Source organism: Nafulsella turpanensis ZLM-10 (assembly GCF_000346615.1).
Classification (GTDB): Bacteria; Bacteroidota; Bacteroidia; order Cytophagales; family Cyclobacteriaceae; genus Nafulsella; species Nafulsella turpanensis.
The window spans coordinates 1-18,505 of sequence record NZ_ANNU01000005.1 but is presented as its reverse complement, the minus strand read 5'-3'; the positions used below and the strand labels follow the sequence as shown (position 1 = coordinate 18,505).

Here is an 18,505-nt window from a genome sequence, read left to right as displayed (position 1 = left end):
GATATATTTCTTCAAATGCCAAAAAAAGTAATTCTGATGATATTGGACGGCTGGGGCCTCGGAGATAATCCGGAGGTATCGGCTATTGCGAAAGCACATACACCTTTTATGGATAGCCTGGAAGGGAAATACCCCCAGAGTCGCCTGGAGGCATCCGGCCTGGCAGTAGGCTTGCCCGAAGGGCAGATGGGAAACTCTGAGGTAGGCCACATGAATATTGGCGCCGGCCGGGTGGTGTACCAGGACCTGGTAAAGGTAAGCAAGGCACTGGAAGATGGTAGCCTGGCAGAGAATGAGGTGCTGCAGCAGGCTTTTAGCTATGCAAAAAAAGAAGGAAAAAAGCTGCATTTTATCGGCCTGGTTTCCGATGGCGGAGTGCATTCCCATATCGACCACCTGAAAGGACTTTGTACTCTTGCCGGAGAAGCAGGCCTGGAGCAGGTGTACGTACATGCTTTTACTGACGGTAGGGATACAGATCCGAAGAGTGGCCTGGGTTATCTGGAAGATTTACAGCAGCACCTGAAAACTACCGGCGGAGAAATTGCCAGCGTTGTAGGCCGCTATTATGCCATGGACCGCGACAAGCGCTGGGAACGGGTAAAGCTTGCTTATGATGCCCTTGTGAAAGGGGAGGGAAAGAAAACAACGGATATCCTGCAGGCCATCAGGGAATCATATGCCGAAGGGGTAACCGATGAGTTTATTAAGCCTGTTATCCATGCCAATGCACAGGGCGAAGCTGTCGCCACTATTGAAGAAGGGGATGTAGTAATCTGCTTTAATTTCCGGACCGACCGCGGCCGTGAAATTACCATGGCGCTCACCCAGCAGGACTTTCCTGAGCAGGGTATGCAAAAGCTCAACCTGCATTATGTTACCCTTACCAACTACGACGAAACTTTCCGGAATGTAGGCATTATTTTCGACAAGGATAAGCTGCAGAATACCTTGGGAGAAGTATTGGCCCGGGCCGGGAAAAAACAAATAAGAATAGCCGAAACGGAGAAGTACCCGCACGTAACCTTCTTTTTTAGCGGTGGCCGCGAAAAAGAGTTCGAAGGCGAAAGCCGTATTATGTGCCCTTCTCCAAAAGTAGCCACCTATGACCTGCAGCCGGAAATGAGTGCCTATGAAATTCGTGATAAAATTATTCCGGAACTGGAAAAGGAGGAGGTAGATTTCGTATGCCTGAACTTTGCCAACCCCGATATGGTAGGCCATACCGGTGTGTTTGAAGCGGCCGTAAAGGCCTGTGAGGTAGTGGATGAATGTGCCAGAGCGGTGGTAGAAGCAGGTTTGGAGCATGGGTATACCAGCATTATTATTGCCGACCATGGCAACTCAGATTTTATGATTAATGAAGATGGCAGCCCCAATACCGCCCACACGACTAATCTGGTGCCCTGTATTTTGGTAAGTCCGGAGAAAGAAGCGGTAAAGCTTAAAGACGGAAAGCTAGGAGACCTGGCGCCCACCATTCTTCAGCTTTTGGAGGTGCCGAAACCTGCTGAAATGACAGGAGATATTTTAATTTCCAAACAGTCGTAGCGCATGTTAATAAAGCTTCTGCCCTTTGTAGGTATAGCCCTGTTGTTCGCTTGCGAAGAGCCCGAAATCGCAGAAAAGAAGGTGGCGGAAATCGATGAGTACTTCGATGTGGAAGGTTTGCTGGCTTCTAATGCTGAAGAGCTGCTGCGGCGGGAGGTAAAAATGGCTAAAATTGCCTCTTTCGACGGGGAGGTAGAAAAAACAGTCGTACGACTCGACTCTGCCGCCATAATTCGGGAGCTCGATGTGTTTCGCGATGCAGATATTAACAAGCCGGAGTTCAGCGAAAGCTATATAAAAGAGGTGAAGGAGGAAAACGGGCTGCAGGTAATTACTTATGTAGCCGAAGATAAGGAAGACCTGAATGTTAACTACCTGAAAGTGTATCTGAATGCGGAGGCAGAAGAAGTAGAGCGACTGGAAGCTTTATTCAGTAACCGAAATATCCTGTACAACTCTACACGACTGCTAAAGGTAGAGTATGGGGAAGTAAAAGGAGTAAGGTTACCCATGGGCTACACTATTGAAGGGGTACAGAAAATGATTTTTAGTGAGCCGGCTAAGTACGCTATTAAAGCTGAATTTGAATATTGAATTGCCGGAATCGGTGTACACAAAAAAAGGCACATTCATCAAGATGATGGGTGTGCATTTTTTTGTGTTAGGGAAATGCTATATCTTGAAGAGAGCTTCGAGAAAGCTGAGGTTGTCGGTTTTGTCTTTGGCAATTAGTAAAGGAATATTTTTATCGCACTCTGCCAGCCGTTCTGCTGTGCTGCCCAGTAAGGCCGAGGCGGCGGCTGTTTTTCCTTTAGAGCCCAATACAATAAGGTCGGAGCGGTCTTTTACGGCCTGCTGATAAATCTCCTGGGCCGCATTATTTTCTTCTTCCAGTGTAAAAATGCAGGGAATCTGGGGATGATCTGGGCCAAGCTGTTTTAAGAACTTTTGGTAGTCTTTCTCTGCATGTCCTTTCATTATGCTGGCAAATTCTTCTTTGCTTTTTCCGGTGCTGTGCCAGCCACTTGGCAGGCGATATACATGGTGGCAGGTAATGTTCATCGGTACCTCGGAGGTTTCTTTAATTTTAATGGCCTGCTTAAGAGCAAGAAGCGAATCTTCCGAAAAATCTACCGGTACTAAAATGCGGTCCATGAGCTGTGGGAGAACTTCAGGAACCATCAGGATGGAAAGGTGGGCTACTTTGGCAAGCTTGCGGGCCAGAATGCCCTCGCCTTTCAATCCCATTTTCTTTCCTACGACTAAAAGATCGATATCACGCTCTTTGGCGATTTTAAGGATGCTGTCCGAGGGTTTGCCTTCCTCGACCAGCTGTTCTGTTCTGCAATTGTTTGGTGCCTCAAAAAGCTCCTCTACCGTGGCGGTCATTTTTTGGCGAAGGGTTTCTTCTGCAGGGGTGAAAAGGCCAGGATAACTCTTCTTTATTTCCTCCGGCATTTCCATCTTCGGAGCAATATGCACAAAGAGGATATGGTCGGCATTCATTTTTTTTGAAATATAAGAAGCAAACCTGATCAGCGATTCGTCCATTTGAGTCATGTCAAGGCATACCACTATTTTTTTTAGCTCAAAAGACTTTTCCATAGTCGTAAAAATAAAATTTATAGAAGTTGAAGGAATTAATTTTGTTCCTGCAGCGGTTAAGGCTACGATTCTTTGCTAAATGTACAGGGTCCCTCTCTGTTTATCAAGCCTGTAGCAGGTTAATCTATACGGATATTTTAGCAGAATGGATTAGCCGGAACAAAATTTAGGTTGTAGATTTGCAGTAACATTCACAGCATTAACGATTCGATGAGCTTGGAAAATAAAGGACAAACCGCTGAGATTACCGGAACTGTAACAAAATCATTTCTTAATAAATTAAAGGCTAAATGGCAGCTCGACAGCCTGGTGCAGGTGCTGGCAGTTTTGGCTGTTTTTGCCCTTACCGGTTCTACGGTTGTTTACATCCGGAAATTCCTTTTTGCTTTTTTAGAATTCGGTGAGGCTACTCCTTTCTGGCTCAAGGCGGTTACCTATATCCTTTTTGTTTTTCCTGCTTATCAGCTATTGCTGCTGGCTTATGGCTTTCTGCTGGGCCAGTTTCGCTTCTTCTGGGAAAAGGAAAAGAAAATGCTGAGTCGCATGGGGCGCCTTTTTCAGAAAAAAGACTAAAAATTTAAGCAGGGTTTGTTCTTCTGTAAAGCCTCTTGCTAGAGCAGAGTTCTGTTTTTACGGCCTGTTTTGCTCTCCTTTACTTTCTTTTGAAGCCGCCCCCGGTTGTCGAGCTTCCTGTGTTTTCTTCGTCTGCTACTCCTGAAGTCATTCCCTTTTAGGCGGTTTTCGCTGTCAGTATCTCCCTTGAATGTCTGTCTGTTGATGGGTATGGAGATTCACTTCTTGTTCCTGTAAATCAGGAGGTTAGGTGTGTTCTTCTTGTAAATACTCTCCTGTTTTTCGAACCTCCATCTATGGGTGCTCGTACATAAAGTAGACAGACAATATTAGAAATGACTATTTTTTAAACTACTATGGAACCTTCAAGGATAGAAAAAATAAGATTTACCCTCAAGCCTCTCCGTGTACGCCTGTTCGGGCATGAAATATACCAGCAAATGGAAACCCTCGACGACATTCGCGAATTCATGGAACACCATGTGTTTGCCGTATGGGACAATATGTCGCAGCTGAAGGCTCTGCAGATTGAGCTTTCTACCATAGACCATGCCTGGGTACCCTCTCCTTACAAAAACAGCATCAGGATATTTAATGAAATGGCGCTGGAAGATGAGTGTGATAAGTATAATGGAGAAAACATGAGTCACTTCGAGCTTTATAAAAAAGCGATGGAGCAGGCGGGAGCCAAAACTCACCTGGTCGACCGTTTTCTCATTCTTCTTCAGGAAGAAGGAAGTATGCACGCTGCCCTGGATAAAATACAGCTGCCCGACAGCATAAAAAAATACCTGAAAATTAACTGGGAAATTAGCCACTCCGGTCAGCCGCATGCCATGGCTGCAGCCTTTTTTCTGGGCCGCGAGGATGTGGTGCCTCAATTGTTTCATAAGCTGGCCGATGACCTGATTCTGCACCACCCGAAGGAATTATCGGTAATGAAGGAATACCTCGAGCGCCACACGAATGTAGATACCGAAAAGCATAATGAGCACGTGGAAATAGTGCTGCAGGAATTATGTGGTGAGGATGAGCAGAAATGGAAAGAAGCAGAAGCTGCTGCCAAATCGGCACTGGAAGCCCGCTTTGCCCTGTGGGATGGCATGTTGCTTCTTTCGGTGTAGCAGGAATTTTAATCGCCTAGGCTAACTTCTGCTGATCGGGCCCGTGTAGATGGATGGGTAGTTCCTCCTTATTAAAATTGTCGATGTAGAGTTGGAGGAGCTGTTCGTAGGTGTCCCAGTGCATAAAGCGCGATTTTTTAAGAATAAGCTGGCAGCGCTGCATAAACGCTTCTTTGAGCATTTCCTTTTTTATCAGCACTAAAGCCTCTTTATAGCGGTTAATAAGTGTTTGCTGAAAGCCGGTACTTACAAAACCCTTACTTTCAGAAAAGGCCACCATACACTCTGTCTGGTACAGTAAGAGGTCGGCCACATCGTAGGGGAAGCTGGAAATGCGCTGAAAGTCACGGATAAGCTCCCGCATTTTAGCTGCTTTGGGCCTTTTCAGGGATTTCCCCTTTGGAAAGTAGTAACGCTGAATTTTTTGCTTGTAAGTACTTACTAAAGCAGCGGAATCCTGGCTGAGTTCCAGCTGAAAATATTCCTTTACCAGCGGCACATTCTGGTACAGGCGAATGATTTCTTCTCGCAGCTCCTCTTCCGATAGCTCCTGTAAATGTCGCTTAAGCTGCTTTAAGGTGACTTTGGCCATGTGAGAATAACTCCAGTATATCGCTAAACGTTCCCTGTTGCTCCATTCATTAATGGTATCAATCCAGGTTTTCGAGCAGGCGGTCGAGCAGGGGAATTTGTGCGGGGTTTATTTTTTTACAGGCCTCTTTATAGCTAAACCAGCCAGCTTTGTCTACTTCAGGGTATTCCTGCCAGCGGCCAGACTTATAAGGCCATTCTACCCTGAAGGTGTTGCAACTAAAACCTGTTGCTTCCTTCCATTCTCCCTCAAAGGCCCATGCATGGACCCATTTGCCACCCTTCTGTTTAATGCTGCCTAAGGGGAGGTAAGGAGGTGCCGGCTTTATGCCGGTTTCTTCCTCAAACTCACGAATAGCAGTATTCAGTAACTCTTCCTCTGTTTCGGGGAGGCCTTTCGGAATCATCCACCAGCCTTCATCCTTTTTTTCGAAATATGGGCCACCCGGATGAACCAGAAAGTATTGCCATTCTCCTTCGTGTCTGCGGTACATGAGCAAACCCGCACTTATATTCTTTGCTGAAGCCATGGTGAATGAGCTGAGGTATCAATATTTTAATGTATTAATGGACGGGAAGGTAAAATGGTTTTCAGGACTGGTAAAGGCGCTCCTGATACAACAATGTCGCTTGCGGCTTTACATGCTTTGTCAATAAGGTAGCAGGTGGTTTCTCTGGGTTAAAATATCATAATTTTATCGCTTCTTTTTCCATAATTGCCACCAGGGGGTGCCGGGGTGGTTGTGGTGTTCCCAGTGGTAGCCGAAAAAATAGCAGCTTAAAAAGGCCCACAGGTGATTCTTGCGCTGGCTGCCTGATTTGTGCCGATTGCTATGCTCTCCCCTGTGCGGGAGGTAAGTGCCAAAGTAAAAAAGCTGGAGTGTAGCCAAAAGGGAAGGGACAATCCAGAAGAGAACAACATTTTCCTGCGGAAAAGCGAGTTTTAGCAGGTTGTAAGTAATGGCCATGGCTACTATCTGCCACCAGGTGATGTACTGCTTCAGAAAGCTGAAGTACCAGATAAAAAAGTTCTGACTGGCGTGGTAGTCCGGATCTTTATCGCTGGCCACGAAGCGGTGGTGCTCGTGGTGTTTCGGGAAGAGCTTATTGTAGGAGTTAAAGGCAAATAGCAGGGCAGATAGCTGTCCGAGTCGTTTGTTAACTACTGGCTTTGGGCTAATGGCACCGTGCATGGCATCGTGCGCTGTAATAAAAAGGCCGGTATACAGGTGCGTTTGCAGCCAAACAAACAGGTAGGTGAGGGGAGAGCTCCAGTTGATGGTATAGCTGCCGAGCAGGAAGAGCAATAACAGTAACCAGCCCACGATAATACCGCCTGCAATAAGGGTACCGCGGGAAGTTAGATAAAGGTCTTTTGCTGATGAGCTTGGCTGCATAGCTGGCATTTTATACGGGGATACTGCCTAAAGGATTACGGATATTAGCTTTGGCGCCCGGAGCTGAAGGCTGTCTTCTTCTTGTTCCTGTGGCCTGATAAAGAGAGCTTTCCCGTCTCTTGTTTCTATAATCTATCTATGGTCTCACGTCTCTTATCCTACATTTATTCCCTCAAATCCGCTCTATCGTCTCCTTTACCGATTCCATCAGCCACAGGGGCGTAGAGGTTGCGCCACAAATGCCTACGGTATCCCCTTCCTCGAACCAGGCAGCCTGCAGGTCGGCGGGTCCGGAAACAAAATAGGTGTTAGGGTTACGATCTTTACAGACTCCGTACAGCACTTTCCCGTTCGAGGACTTAGTGCCGGAAACAAATATAATTTTATTGTACCTGCCGGCAAACTCCCGGAGCTCTTTATCTCTGTTGCTTACCTGCCGGCAAATGGTATCATTGGCATTCACTTCTATGCCCGCTTCCTCCATGGCTTTTTTTATGCGGTAAAACTGATCTGTGCTTTTCGTTGTCTGGCTATAGAGGGTAAGGCGCTTAGGAAGTTCCTCCAGCTTTAGCTCTTCAAGGTCCTGGAATACGATGGCCTTGTTGCTGGTTTGCCCGAGCAGGCCGATGACTTCGGCATGTCCATGCTTACCGTAGATGTATATTTGCTCTTCCTTATCGAATGAGTTTTTAATGCGGTTTTGAAGCTTTAGCACCACGGGGCAGGAGGCATCGATAAGCTCAAGGTTATTTTGCAGGGCAAGCTGGTAGGTGGCGGGAGGCTCGCCATGGGCCCTTATAAGTACTTTTTCGTTATACAAATTCCGGAGTTCACCTTGTGATATAATCCTGAGTCCTTTCCGCTGAAGACGCTTTACCTCTTCATCGTTATGGACAATATCGCCCAGGCAGTAAAGGTAGCCCTGTTCATCAAGAATTTCTTCGGCCATTGCAATAGCATACACTACTCCAAAACAGAAGCCTGAGTGTGGGTCGATGGCTACCTCTAAATCTGGCATGGCACTGCAGGTAAAATTGTGTAACTTTAATGGCTTGCTACTTTAACAAATATACGGAAATAAGATTCCATCATCCTACCAATAATTGTCATAAATAATTAAATTTGAATCGGAACATGGTCTGTATCAGCAGACTAAGTTTTCTTTGGTTGTCGATCCTAATGCGCTGGTTTATGACTGTTGAAGCAGGGCTGTTTTTTATTTTGTTAAACAATTTGAGGTAATATATATACGCCAGGTATACTCCCATCCTGGCTCCTTTTGGCAGGGCTAAAATACCTTCATAGGCATGTTTAAAATCATTCTCTATATCTTCCTCAATTCTAGTCTTTTCAGATAAGCTGAAATCCTTAAAATTAACACCCGGAAAGTATACCCGACCCCGCTCGTTATAGTCACTCCTTATATCGCGTAGAAAGTTAACCTTCTGAAAGGCAGCGCCAAGACTCTTAGCCGGCGCCCTCAGCTTCTCGTACTGCTCCGTATCTCCTTCGCAAAAAACACGGAGGCACATGAGTCCTACTGCTTCGGCCGAGCCAAAGATGTACTCCTGGTACCGCTCCTGGTCATATGGCTTCCATTGCAGGTCCATGGCCATGCTGTCGAGGAAGGCATCTATCAGGGCAGTTTCTATTTTATACTGGTGCACTACTTCCTGGAAGCAGTGTAAAACCGGGTTCAGGCTTATTTTCTCTTCCAGGGCCAGGCGGGTGTCATGCCTGAAGCGCTTAAGTAGTTTAGCTTTATCATGTTCGTGGAAGGTATCTACAATCTCATCTGCATAACGAACAAAACCATAAATGGCATAGATAGGCATGTGGAAGCGCTTATCCAGCGTTTTTATGCCGAGGGTAAAGGAAGTGCTGTAGCGTTGGGTAATAAGCTTACTGCACTCGTAGGTGGTTTGGCTAAACAGCTCCATAAGCGAAGGTTTTATAAATAATATCAGCTGTTAAAGGGAAAAGTTTAATTTTCCCGGATAATTTCTCCCGCTACTACCTGTCCGGAGATGAGAGAAGGTGGTACCCCGGGACCGGGTACGGTTAACTGACCGGTGTAGTAGAGATTTTTGAGCTTTTTGCTTTTAAGAGATGGTTTCAGCAGGGCAGTCTGCATTAATGTGTTGGCCAGTCCATAGGCATTGCCTTTAAAGGCATTATAATCCTCTATAAAGTTCTGGTGTGCATAGCTGCGCTGGTATACCACGTGGGGCCGGATTTCCTGGCCTGTTAATGTTTCCAGCCTGTCCATTAGCAGGTGGTAATATTTTTCACGTGTTTCTTCGGTATCGTCCAGGCCCGGGGCTACCGGCATCAGTATAAACAAATTTTCTGAGCCATCAGGGGCTACGGAATTATCGGTTTTGGAAGGGGTGCAAACGTAAAAAAGTGGATCAGTTGGCCATTGTGGCTGCTCGTATATTTCACGGGCATGGGGCATAAAGTCACGATCGAAAAAGAGGTTATGGTGCTGCAGTCCTTTCAACTTTTTGTTGACCCCTATGTAAAACAGAAGAGAAGAGGGGGCCAAGGTGCGCTTTTGCCAGTAAGCTTCGCTGTAGCTCCGGTAGGGAGGGGGCAGCAATTGCTGTTCGATGTGGTGATAGTCTGCTCCGCCTACTACTACATCGGCAGTAACAGTTCCTTTATCGGTGTTCACCGCTTTTATCTTTCCGTCGATAACGTCAAATCCCTTCACATTGTGCTCGTACAGAAAGTTTACACCCTGCTCTTCTGCGAGGCTTACCATTCCTTTTATAATTTCGTGCATGCCCCCCATGGGATACCAGGTGCCTAACTGAATGTCGGCATAATTCATAAGGCTGTAGAGGGCAGGAGTATTTTGGGGTAAGGCGCCTAAAAACAGGATGGGGAACTCCATCAGCTGCAGAATTTTAGGATGGCTGAAATACCTGCGGATATGTTTATGAAAGGAGCTGAATACATCCATCCGGGCTATATCCAGCAGGAGGCGAAGGCTTGTAAATTCTTTTATGGAGCGGGCGGGTTTATAAACCAGTTGCTGCATGCCTACTTTGTACTTATAGGCCGCCTGTTCCAGAAACTTCTGCAGCGCAAGGCTGCTGCCTTTTTCGAGCTGTTCGAAAAGCGTAAATAAGTCGGGTAACCCTGCAGGTATAGCAAGGGCGTCGTTTTTACCAAAGTGGATGGTATAGGAAGGGTCGAGCCGCCGGAGTATATAATAGTCGGAGGCTGACTTGCCGAAACGGTTAAAGTACTGTTCGAACACATCGGGCATCCAGTACCAGCTGGGGCCCATATCAAAAGTAAAACCCTCGGCAGAAAATGCGCGAGCACGTCCGCCGGGGGTTTTATGTTTTTCCAGTACTGTTACATGGTATCCCTGCTTTGCCAGGGTGGAGGCTGCCGAAATACCGGCAAAGCCTGCACCAATTACAACTATTTTTTTGTTCATGCAAGCATAGAAGTGTGGCTGTTATTTTACAGCGTAATTCTTCAGCTTACTCTTGAGTTCTTTGCGGGCAATGTGGATGCGGTTTTTAACAGTACCGATAGGAATGCTTAGTTTATCGGCTATTTCGTGGTATTTAAAGCCACGGAAGTGCATCATAAAAGGAGTTTTGTAAGCGTCGTCCAGATTTACGATGGCTTCGTTTATATCCTTTAAAGCAAAGCTTGAGTAGGCCAGGTTTTCTGTAATATTATCAGTTGAGTTAATGTAGTGGAGGTTATCGGTGGTGTCGATAAAGGTGTTCCTTCTTACCATGCGCTGATAGTTGGTAATAAAGGTGTTTTTCATGATCGTGTACAACCAGGCTTTCAGGTTGGTACCATCGGCAAACTTATCTCGGTTCGTAAAGGCTTTCAGGATGGTTTCCTGCAACAGGTCATTTGCTTCTTCCATATCTTTCGTCAGTTTCAAAGCAAATGGTTTTAACGACTTGGACATTTTGTTCAGGGAATAACTGAATTCTAGTGCTGTCATGCAAAAAAATGTTTATAAGTTCAGTAAAAAAGTTAAACAAATTTAAGATATGTTCCCTAAAATAGCAAGCCCGGAAAGGTGAAAAAATAAAAAAAACAGGCGTTTAAAAAATAAGGCTCTTACTATTTTGTGAATTTATCAAACCCGGGTTATCAGGCCGGGTATGAGTCTTGTACGGCCGGTTATAATAAAGGTTGCAGAAATTTTTAATTCTTTTAACAATGCTGCCTTTTTATAGTTGGAGGCGTTGTTTAGCCAGTTATTTTTCCGGCCGAAAGCTCTTCTACCAGATTCAGAAAGCTATCGAGCCGAAGAAAAAACTCTACATTTTGCGGGGCTTTCAGATCCTGCCCAATTACCTGCTGCCCGGACAGGAATATTTTACTCTTAGGAAAACTCTCTCCCAGCTGGTTAATATATTTTTGCACCTTAGCCTGTACCGGGGCACAGGTAAGTACGCCCACCAGAAAATTGGGCTGGTAAGTATCGTAAGTACTGGCAAGGTCGGGCAGGGGTACGTTCTGGCCAAGGTACACCACCTTATTCTTCCGGCTCTTGATAATATAGTGACAAAAGAGCAGGCTGATTTCGTGGAGCTCACCTTCCGGCAGAAAGAGGAGGTATTTGTTGCGGGTTTCTTTGCTGGATACATAGCATCCATCAATTGCTACGATTAATTTCTGCCTGATGAGGTTAGAAATAAAATGTTCGTGAGCAGGATTGATTGAACCTGTTTGCCAGAGGATGCCAATTTTGTTAAGAAAAGGAAAAATAATACCCAGCATGGTATTTTCGAAGCCGTTCTGCAGGATGTTCGTCGACAGAATCTTCTCGAAGCGCTCTTCGTCCAGGTCAATCATCGAGAGAACCAGACTGTGGATTTGGTCAGCGAAGTTGTCGCTCTTTTCGGTGATGCTGAGAACTGCCTGTGCCATTTGCTGCGGCTCCATTTCGGCTATTTTGGATATTTTATAGCCATTTTCGCGGAGGAGCGACACATTTAAAATCAGCTTAAGGTCATGGTCATTGTAATAACGAATATTGGTTTCGGTACGCTTTGGGGTAATAAAATTATAGCGTTGCTCCCAAATACGCAGGGTATGGGCTTTAATGCCCGAAAGCTGCTCCAGGTCTTTAATGGAATAGGAACTCACGTTTTCCTCCCTTGTCTAAAGTGTTTACGAATATATTTAATATCAATTAACAGCAACCCGAACGAGGTGCTGCCATCGCGTTCTCTACTTTTGTGGTGGTCCTGATGGGCCTCGGCCAAGGCTTTTAGAAACGGATGTTTTACCCGACCGAACAGCTTTAGTCGGCGGTGAATCAGCATGTCGTGCACTATAAAATAGGTTAGTCCATAAAGGGTAATTCCTGTTCCGGTACATGTTAGCACTCCATTATTGTGTTCCAGCCCAACGACCAGGAAAATAACTGCCAGACCACCGAAGAAGAGGGTAAATACATCGTTCAGCTCCAGCCATCCCCCTTTATGCTGGTGGTGTGTTTTATGGATATTCCATAACGGCCCATGCATAATATACCTGTGAATAAGCCATGAGGCTAATTCCATACCAATGAAGCTGAGTATGACGGAAACAACAAGTATCATAAGTTAACTATTATTTAGTTAACGGAAGCCTGAAAATCTTGTTTAATTGTGGTCTAATAAACAGTAAACAAACATAAAATAATAAAGAATACCAATTGGCAGAGATATAAAATTTTAGCCGCCGGGTTGCCTTTGGGAAAGGGGAGCAGGAAAAAGAGCAGATGCAGGATAAAAGAGATGACAAACCAGGCAATAAAGTTCTGCACAGGAATCTGTTCATTTTCCCACTGCCAGAAATTCAGCGCCATGGCCACCGGTTCGATAAAGAAATCCAGGAGTACCATTAAACCGGAAGCAAAAAGGGCTTTTAAGAACTTGGATAGGGGTAAGTTCGCACAAATAGTGCCAGTGCTGTAAATAAGCATCAGCCAGTTCAGGCCGATAATAAGAGGAACTTCCCACAGCTGAAATCCTAAAACAGGCCCGTAAGTATAGCTGCCAAAAAGCAGACCTGTCGCCACACCCACCACTTCAGAAAAAAAGCCCAGCAGGTAGCACACCACAGCAAAAAGAATAAAAGCACTATTCCATTGCCGGTGAAAGGAAAAAAGGATCCCCGCCGAAAGAAGGAGGTTTACAGGAGTAAGTGACTGAAAAAGCGTACGGCTGACAGGTAATATTAAACCTACAATACCTGCCAGGTAAGTAGCCACCATTAGCGCCAGCAGGCCCTTTTGCCGGCCATTAAGGTAGCTTACCCACTGGAGAGCATGTTCCTTTAGCATGACCGGAGTGGAGAGAGGACGCGATAAAATGGCAGATTTTCCATATATTCAGCTAAACCCCTTATCTTTACTAGTGTTTAAAGTTAAATTAATCAGAAAGCATGATTTTATACAACGTAACCGTAAGCGTGGAAGGAAGTATAGAAAAAGAGTGGCTGCAGTGGATGCGCGAGGTGCATATACCCGATGTAATGGCAACTAAACTCTTTATTGACCATAAGATATACAAACTGATGAACGAAGTGGACGGTGGCACCACCTATGCCATTCAGTACTTTGCCCTCGAAGCGGAAGATATTAATACCTACCAGCGAGAACATGCCCCCCGTCTGCAAAAAGAGCATGCCGACCGCTACCAGAACAAAGCCCTCGCTTTCCGTACCCTCCTGGAACAGGTTATTTAGGAGTGAGACATACGATGTGAGACATGAGACATGCGAATTGGGAAAGTATTTAAAGTTTCACTTGTCTCAGGTCTAGTATCTCCTGTCTCCCATCCTTTCTCATGACTAAAGACTATTCTTCAGCTGTTCATATGTTAGTCTTCCATTAATCCAGCCTCCGTCAAGTTCCGCACCGATGGTTTTATAAAACTCAATGGCGGGCTCATTCCAGTCGAGCACCTGCCAGCTGAGGCGGCGGGCATCTTTTTCCTTTGCAATGCGGATGAGCTCTTTAAAGAGTAAGCCGCCAAGACCTCTGCGGCGATGCTGCAGGGTAACGACTAAATCTTCCAGATACATACATTTTCCCTTCCAGGTACTGTAGCTCCAGAAATAGAGGGCCAGGGCAATGATTTTTCCCTCTTCTTCGGCTACAATAAAGTCAAACACTTTTTCAGGTCCGAAGCCATCCCGCTCCATCCGCTCGAGGGTATTGTCTACTTCCTGTGGTGCCTTTTCATATTCTGCCAGCTCTTTTATCAGGTCCAGTACCTGTGGCAGGTCTTCTTTCGTTCCTTTTCGAATCTGCATATATTTTATTGTTTAGCCATTAAAACTACGAAGAGCAGCACTTAATAGAAAGCTAAAGTTAAATTTATGCCCTGCGGCACAAAAAAGAAGGGCAGATAATTAGTCTGCCCTTCGGAATCCGTCTGATTATAATTGTTCTATATTCTTTTCTATCTCCAGCTCGGGTTCCACCCCCATATTGTACCAGGTAAAGGCATACTTATCGGCCCACTCTTCAATAATTTTAGAGGTAGGCTTGCCGGCACCATGACCTGCATTGGTTTCGATACGAATGAGGTAGGGGTTGCCCGGTGCACCATTTGCCTGCAGCTCAGAAATAAACTTGAAGCTGTGTGCCGGCACTACGCGGTCGTCATGGTCGGCCGTGGCAACCAGGGTGGCGGGGTACAGTACACCTTCTTCGATATTATGAAGAGGTGAATAGCCATACAGGTAGCGGAACATTTCCTCGCTGTCGTCTACATCGCCATATTCCACGGCCCATGCCCAGCCAATGGTAAATTTGTGGTAACGCAGCATATCGAGTACACCTACAGCCGGCAGAGCTACCTGAAAAAGGTCGGGACGCTGCGTCATGCTGGCGCCTACGAGCAGGCCACCGTTGGAACCACCGCTGATGGCAAGCTTGTCTTTGCTGGTATAGCCTTCTTCAATCAGGTATTCGGCTGCAGCTATAAAATCGTCAAATACATTCTGCTTCTTCATCTTCATACCACCTTCGTGCCATTCCTGTCCGTATTCACCACCGCCGCGGATGCTCGGCTGCGCATATATGCCTCCGTTTTCGAGCCAAACCAGGCGGGCAGCGCTGAAATTAGGGGTCATGCTGATGTCGAAGCCACCATAGCTATAGAGGAAGGTGGGGTTGCTGCCATCGAGCTCAAGGCCTTTTTTGTGCACGATAAACATGGGAACCTTGGTGCCATCCTTGCTGGTGTAGAATACCTGTTTTGTTTCAAATTTGTCGGCATCAAAATCGATTTTTGAGGCTTCATATAGCTCCGACTCTCCGGTTTCCACATTATATTTGTAAATATTGCTCGGGAAAGTAAAAGAGGTAAAGGTATAGAACAGTTCTTTGTCCTCTTCGCTACCCTCAAAGCCTCCGGCAGAGCCAATGCCCGGCAGTTCAATTTCTTTTTCCAATTCGCCCTCTTTGCTGTACTGGTATACTTTGGTTGCGGCATCCTGCATATAGCTCACGAACATTTTTCCGCCTGCAAGGCTCACATCTTCCAGCAGCTGTTCTTTCTCTGCAATTACATTCTCCCACTCCTGCGGGTTATCGAGCGATACTTTCACCAGACGTTTGTTAGGGGCGTTTTTTGTGGTGAGGATGAGCAGTTCATCTCCAATATTGCCTACTACGCTGTGGTCGTTCTCGAAATTATCGACAACGGTAACAAACTCACTATTGGGCTTGCTCAGGTCCTTTACCATTAAATTATTGCCGCTGGTGCCTTCGGAGCCGGCAACATAAACGAAGCGCTCATCTTCGGTCGTGCCGGCATAGAAGTTGCGCAGGGCATGCTCTTTATCTTCATGCACCAGCCGGTCTTCACTTTGTGGGGTGCCGAGTTTGTGGTAGTATACCTTGTGGAACTCATTTTTGCCCTTGAGCTTATTGCCTTTTTCAGGAGCGTCGTAGGCACTGTAATAGAAACCATCGCCGGCCCAGCTAATGCCACTGAATTTGGCCCAGTTTACTTCGTCTTCCAGTTCTTTACGACTATCGACTTCCATTATTTTTATAGTGCGCCAGTCGGAACCTGCTTCGGAAATGGAGTAGGCGGCATATTCGCCATCTTCCGAAAAGCTTAAGCCGCTAAGGGAGGTAGTGCCATCGTCCGACCATTTATTCGGGTCCAGGAATACTTCTTCTTCACCGCCCAGTTCGTCCATGGTATAGACTACATACTGGTTCTGGAGGCCATCGTTCCGGTACACAAAATATTGGTCGCCACGCTTAAAAGGGGCTCCGCTTTTAGGGTAGTTCCAGATTTCTGTCAGGCGCTCCTCTATTTTATCGCGGAAGGGAATCTGGGCCAGGTAATCTTCGGTAATCGCATTTTGCGCCTGTACCCATTTACCGGTTTCCTCGGAGCGGTCGTCTTCGAGCCAGCGGTATGGGTCAGGCACTTCGGTGCCATAGTAAACATCTACGGTATCGACGGTTTTAACGGTAGGGTATTGAATGGCTGCCTGTTCCGTCCCTTCTTTCTGCGCATCGCAGGCCAGAAGAGAAGCGGCTAGGGCAGCGCCACTTAATAAAGTGCCTTTGTTCATGAGGTTGTGGGTTAAAATCTTTTTAAAAAGATAAATTAGGCAATCTGCCGGACATACGGAAGCAGGAAAACGGAAAAGTTGATTTATAGGCAATGAGCTAGGGTATAGGGGAGGCTAAGGGGGTATTCTAATGCTGATTTGTGCCTTTCCTTTTGCTTATTCCGGAGGCGGTGGTAATTTCTCTCCGGGTGGCTTTGGCTTAGCTGAGTAGATCTTCACGCCGGGTATCTTTCCGGTGGTATTATTCCTGATTCCGGCTGTTGGAATAGCTTCCTGCCTTTTAGGTACTAAAGTTTTGTAGGGTAAAAACCTGTAGGGCTCGGTGAAAGGTTAGAGAAGCTGAGTGGAGAAGATGAAATTTTGCAGGCATAGGAATAGGCAGTAGAGAGAAGGTGGCAGTAACAAGCCTCTCCACTGTTCTTTTCTTTAGAATTTATACTAACTTTAGTGGGGATTATCCTGAATGGTACAGCAAGACAGGTGGAATAAAATGGAGAAAGTAGTGAAAATAAGGCTTTTAATCCTGAATCCCTGGGCAATGATAACCACCGTTCAACACCAAATTTATTTTTCTTAAACCTGGCAGAGATCTGGGAGATCCCATAAAAGGTGTCATATAGAAATCACTCATATGCTAAAACATATTTTGCTTTTCGGCTTTTTAACTGCTATGACAATAGTTAATCCATCGGCAGTTGCCCAACAAATAAAAAACTCTCCATCATTTCACCTGATTGTGGGTACTTATACTTCAGGGAAAAGCGAGGGGATTTATGTGTACCGTTTCGATTCGAAGACTGGAAAGTTAGAGCATACCTTTACCGCAAAAGGAGTGGAAAACCCTTCCTTTGTGGTGCTAAGTCCTGATGGACAATATTTGTATGCCGTTAATGAAGTATCGGGAGAAAAAGAAGGTTCGGTAAGTGCCTTCCGATTCAACCGGGAGACAGGGGCGCTGGAGTTTATCAATAAACAAGCTTCCGGTGGAGGAGATCCGGCTTATTTAACGGTCGATCAAAAGGGTGAAAACCTCTTTGTAGGTAATTATACTGGTGGTAACCTTTCTGTGCTGCCTGTACAGAAAGATGGAAGTTTGGGAGCTGCAATTCAGACAATCCAACACGCGGGGAGTAGTGTTAACAAAGAGCGGCAGGAAAAAGCCCATGTGCACTCGACCGTTTTAGGGCCTGAAGAAAAGCATCTTTTCGTAGGCGACCTGGGAACGGATAAAGTAAATATTTATGAATACCATCCTGAGAGCAATCAGCCGTTGAAGCCTGCTGCCACGCCTTTTATTGCAGTAGAGCCTGGTACAGGACCGCGGCACCTTATTTTCGATGAACTGGGAGATTATGCTTACCTGGTGCAGGAATTAACTGCAGAAGTAAGCGTATTTAGGCATGAAAATGGGAAGCTAAGCCATGTGCAGACGGTTCCAATGACTGAACCGGATTTCAAAGGAGCGGTGAGTGCTGCGGAGGTAAAAATTTCGCCCGACGGGAAATTCCTGTATGCCTCTAACCGTGGCGATGCCAATGAAATCGTGATTTACAAGATCGGCCCAGAAAAGGGTACCTTAACTTTGGTAGACCGCCAGTCCACGCTCGGTAAAACACCCCGAAACTTCACCATTGACCCGACCGGACGCTTTCTACTCGTGGCCCACCAGAACAGCGATAATGTAATTGTTTTTGCACGTGACATCGAAACAGGAAAATTAAGCCCGACGGGAGAGGAGATTGAAGTAGGAAAACCGGTTTATCTGAAAATGGTGCCGGTGGAGTAAAGCTGATAATGCTGGCAAAGCTTCTATTACAACTTGAGGTGATTGACGAATAGATTGAAGGAATGCTCCAGAGCTCCATCATAAATAACAGCATCTGGTAAAACCCACAGATGAGGCGGGTACCTTAAAATTATTTCGTTCGCCGCTATTTCCCGAAGGCCCTATTCCTCTTGCGTAGGCTTCCTGCCCTGAAGGGGGAGCCATCCACAGAGTATAATGGACCCCGAAAATAGGACAGCAGGTTAAGTGTAAATTATTAACTTGTTATCCTATGCAAAAGAGAAGACAATTTTCAG

19 protein-coding genes are annotated in these 18,505 nt (G+C 45.9%); 6 read left to right on the top strand and 13 right to left on the bottom strand.

All coding sequences use genetic code 11. The features are described 5' to 3' along the window. Nucleotides 1-15: 15 nt before the first annotated feature. Together gpmI and F752_RS0101665 are read left to right on the top strand one after the other, a co-directional pair. On the top strand, nucleotides 16-1,551 hold the full coding sequence (gene gpmI / locus F752_RS0101670; protein ID WP_017729984.1) for a 2,3-bisphosphoglycerate-independent phosphoglycerate mutase: 1,536 nt from the start codon (nucleotides 16-18) through the stop codon (nucleotides 1,549-1,551). 3 nt (nucleotides 1,552-1,554) lie between these two features. After that, nucleotides 1,555-2,145 (top strand): hypothetical protein, encoded by a 591-nt coding sequence (locus F752_RS0101665; protein WP_017729983.1) that lies wholly within the window; start codon nucleotides 1,555-1,557, stop codon nucleotides 2,143-2,145. Nucleotides 2,146-2,223: 78 nt separating this feature from the next. Here the strand turns inward: F752_RS0101665 and F752_RS0101660 are convergent, their stop codons facing one another. Continuing rightward, nucleotides 2,224-3,156 carry a universal stress protein gene (locus F752_RS0101660; protein WP_017729982.1) on the bottom strand — a complete coding sequence of 311 codons (933 nt, stop codon included), beginning with the start codon at nucleotides 3,154-3,156 and terminating at the stop codon, nucleotides 2,224-2,226. 210 nt (nucleotides 3,157-3,366) lie between these two features. Here F752_RS0101660 and F752_RS0101655 point away from each other — a divergent pair, with 210 nt between their 5' ends. Beyond that, nucleotides 3,367-3,729: a DUF6787 family protein gene (locus F752_RS0101655; protein ID WP_017729981.1), complete on the top strand. Its 363-nt coding sequence runs from the start codon at nucleotides 3,367-3,369 to the stop codon at nucleotides 3,727-3,729. 356 nt (nucleotides 3,730-4,085) lie between these two features. Next, a complete protein-coding gene (locus tag F752_RS0101650; protein ID WP_017729980.1) occupies nucleotides 4,086-4,853 on the top strand; it encodes a DUF3050 domain-containing protein in 768 nt (255 codons plus the stop codon). A 16-nt stretch (nucleotides 4,854-4,869) separates the two neighbouring features. Here the strand turns inward: F752_RS0101650 and F752_RS0101645 are convergent, their stop codons facing one another. The 10 genes from F752_RS0101645 to F752_RS0101595 all read right to left on the bottom strand — a co-directional run bounded on the left by F752_RS0101645 (nucleotide 4,870) and on the right by F752_RS0101595 (nucleotide 13,163). Continuing rightward, nucleotides 4,870-5,445, bottom strand: a complete 576-nt coding sequence (locus F752_RS0101645) for a DUF6155 family protein (RefSeq protein WP_017729979.1) — start codon at nucleotides 5,443-5,445, stop codon at nucleotides 4,870-4,872. 58 nt (nucleotides 5,446-5,503) lie between these two features. Beyond that, a complete protein-coding gene (locus F752_RS0101640) occupies nucleotides 5,504-5,974 on the bottom strand; it encodes an NUDIX domain-containing protein (RefSeq protein WP_081604488.1) in 471 nt (156 codons plus the stop codon). Nucleotides 5,975-6,139: 165 nt separating this feature from the next. Continuing rightward, the gene (locus tag F752_RS0101630) at nucleotides 6,140-6,850 is read right to left on the bottom strand and encodes a fatty acid desaturase (protein WP_017729976.1); all 711 of its coding nucleotides are present in this window, start codon (nucleotides 6,848-6,850) and stop codon (nucleotides 6,140-6,142) included. Nucleotides 6,851-7,013: 163 nt separating this feature from the next. Then, entirely contained in the window at nucleotides 7,014-7,859 is an 846-nt protein-coding gene (locus F752_RS0101625) for a 4-hydroxy-3-methylbut-2-enyl diphosphate reductase (RefSeq protein WP_017729975.1), read from the bottom strand. Between the two features lie 88 nt (nucleotides 7,860-7,947). After that, the gene (locus F752_RS0101620; protein ID WP_017729974.1) at nucleotides 7,948-8,781 is read right to left on the bottom strand and encodes a phytoene/squalene synthase family protein; all 834 of its coding nucleotides are present in this window, start codon (nucleotides 8,779-8,781) and stop codon (nucleotides 7,948-7,950) included. 44 nt (nucleotides 8,782-8,825) lie between these two features. Beyond that, nucleotides 8,826-10,295, bottom strand: coding sequence for a phytoene desaturase family protein (locus F752_RS0101615; RefSeq protein ID WP_017729973.1), 1,470 nt, complete (start codon nucleotides 10,293-10,295; stop codon nucleotides 8,826-8,828). A 21-nt stretch (nucleotides 10,296-10,316) separates the two neighbouring features. Next, complete coding sequence (locus F752_RS0101610) at nucleotides 10,317-10,826, bottom strand: RNA polymerase sigma factor (RefSeq protein ID WP_017729972.1); 510 nt, start codon at nucleotides 10,824-10,826, stop codon at nucleotides 10,317-10,319. Nucleotides 10,827-11,077: 251 nt separating this feature from the next. Further along, complete coding sequence (locus F752_RS0101605) at nucleotides 11,078-11,980, bottom strand: MerR family transcriptional regulator (protein WP_017729971.1); 903 nt, start codon at nucleotides 11,978-11,980, stop codon at nucleotides 11,078-11,080. Next, on the bottom strand, nucleotides 11,977-12,438 hold the full coding sequence (locus F752_RS0101600) for a sterol desaturase family protein (RefSeq protein WP_017729970.1): 462 nt from the start codon (nucleotides 12,436-12,438) through the stop codon (nucleotides 11,977-11,979). Before F752_RS0101600 ends, F752_RS0101605 begins: the two co-directional genes overlap by 4 nt. A gap of 53 nt (nucleotides 12,439-12,491) precedes the next feature. Further along, on the bottom strand, nucleotides 12,492-13,163 hold the full coding sequence (locus F752_RS0101595; RefSeq protein ID WP_017729969.1) for a carotenoid biosynthesis protein: 672 nt from the start codon (nucleotides 13,161-13,163) through the stop codon (nucleotides 12,492-12,494). A 101-nt stretch (nucleotides 13,164-13,264) separates the two neighbouring features. Between F752_RS0101595 and F752_RS0101590 the strand changes: the two genes are divergently transcribed. After that, nucleotides 13,265-13,567 carry a DUF4286 family protein gene (locus F752_RS0101590; RefSeq protein ID WP_017729968.1) on the top strand — a complete coding sequence of 101 codons (303 nt, stop codon included), beginning with the start codon at nucleotides 13,265-13,267 and terminating at the stop codon, nucleotides 13,565-13,567. Between the two features lie 105 nt (nucleotides 13,568-13,672). Here the strand turns inward: F752_RS0101590 and F752_RS0101585 are convergent, their stop codons facing one another. Both F752_RS0101585 and F752_RS0101580 read right to left on the bottom strand, forming a co-directional pair. After that, nucleotides 13,673-14,137 (bottom strand): GNAT family N-acetyltransferase, encoded by a 465-nt coding sequence (locus F752_RS0101585; RefSeq protein WP_017729967.1) that lies wholly within the window; start codon nucleotides 14,135-14,137, stop codon nucleotides 13,673-13,675. A 126-nt stretch (nucleotides 14,138-14,263) separates the two neighbouring features. Further along, complete coding sequence (locus tag F752_RS0101580) at nucleotides 14,264-16,423, bottom strand: prolyl oligopeptidase family serine peptidase (protein WP_017729966.1); 2,160 nt, start codon at nucleotides 16,421-16,423, stop codon at nucleotides 14,264-14,266. 670 nt (nucleotides 16,424-17,093) lie between these two features. On the opposite strand from F752_RS0101580, the gene F752_RS0101575 reads away from it, so the two are divergent. Next, complete coding sequence (locus F752_RS0101575; RefSeq protein WP_017729965.1) at nucleotides 17,094-18,209, top strand: lactonase family protein; 1,116 nt, start codon at nucleotides 17,094-17,096, stop codon at nucleotides 18,207-18,209. The last annotated feature ends 296 nt before the right edge of the window (nucleotides 18,210-18,505 follow it).

What these genes read in the sequence shown, in the direction of transcription:
- gpmI (WP_017729984.1), top strand. Translation starts at nt 16, where the DNA reads ATGCCAAAAAAAGTAATTCTGATGATATTGGACGGCTGGGGCCTCGGA.
- F752_RS0101665 (WP_017729983.1), top strand. Translation starts at nt 1,555, where the DNA reads ATGTTAATAAAGCTTCTGCCCTTTGTAGGTATAGCCCTGTTGTTCGCT.
- F752_RS0101660 (WP_017729982.1), bottom strand. Translation starts at nt 3,156, where the DNA reads ATGGAAAAGTCTTTTGAGCTAAAAAAAATAGTGGTATGCCTTGACATG.
- F752_RS0101655 (WP_017729981.1), top strand. Translation starts at nt 3,367, where the DNA reads ATGAGCTTGGAAAATAAAGGACAAACCGCTGAGATTACCGGAACTGTA.
- F752_RS0101650 (WP_017729980.1), top strand. Translation starts at nt 4,086, where the DNA reads ATGGAACCTTCAAGGATAGAAAAAATAAGATTTACCCTCAAGCCTCTC.
- F752_RS0101645 (WP_017729979.1), bottom strand. Translation starts at nt 5,445, where the DNA reads ATGGCCAAAGTCACCTTAAAGCAGCTTAAGCGACATTTACAGGAGCTA.
- F752_RS0101640 (WP_081604488.1), bottom strand. Translation starts at nt 5,974, where the DNA reads ATGGCTTCAGCAAAGAATATAAGTGCGGGTTTGCTCATGTACCGCAGA.
- F752_RS0101630 (WP_017729976.1), bottom strand. Translation starts at nt 6,850, where the DNA reads ATGCCAGCTATGCAGCCAAGCTCATCAGCAAAAGACCTTTATCTAACT.
- F752_RS0101625 (WP_017729975.1), bottom strand. Translation starts at nt 7,859, where the DNA reads ATGCCAGATTTAGAGGTAGCCATCGACCCACACTCAGGCTTCTGTTTT.
- F752_RS0101620 (WP_017729974.1), bottom strand. Translation starts at nt 8,781, where the DNA reads ATGGAGCTGTTTAGCCAAACCACCTACGAGTGCAGTAAGCTTATTACC.
- F752_RS0101615 (WP_017729973.1), bottom strand. Translation starts at nt 10,295, where the DNA reads ATGAACAAAAAAATAGTTGTAATTGGTGCAGGCTTTGCCGGTATTTCG.
- F752_RS0101610 (WP_017729972.1), bottom strand. Translation starts at nt 10,826, where the DNA reads ATGACAGCACTAGAATTCAGTTATTCCCTGAACAAAATGTCCAAGTCG.
- F752_RS0101600 (WP_017729970.1), bottom strand. Translation starts at nt 12,438, where the DNA reads ATGATACTTGTTGTTTCCGTCATACTCAGCTTCATTGGTATGGAATTA.
- F752_RS0101595 (WP_017729969.1), bottom strand. Translation starts at nt 13,163, where the DNA reads ATGCTAAAGGAACATGCTCTCCAGTGGGTAAGCTACCTTAATGGCCGG.
- F752_RS0101590 (WP_017729968.1), top strand. Translation starts at nt 13,265, where the DNA reads ATGATTTTATACAACGTAACCGTAAGCGTGGAAGGAAGTATAGAAAAA.
- F752_RS0101585 (WP_017729967.1), bottom strand. Translation starts at nt 14,137, where the DNA reads ATGCAGATTCGAAAAGGAACGAAAGAAGACCTGCCACAGGTACTGGAC.
- F752_RS0101580 (WP_017729966.1), bottom strand. Translation starts at nt 16,423, where the DNA reads ATGAACAAAGGCACTTTATTAAGTGGCGCTGCCCTAGCCGCTTCTCTT.
- F752_RS0101575 (WP_017729965.1), top strand. Translation starts at nt 17,094, where the DNA reads ATGACAATAGTTAATCCATCGGCAGTTGCCCAACAAATAAAAAACTCT.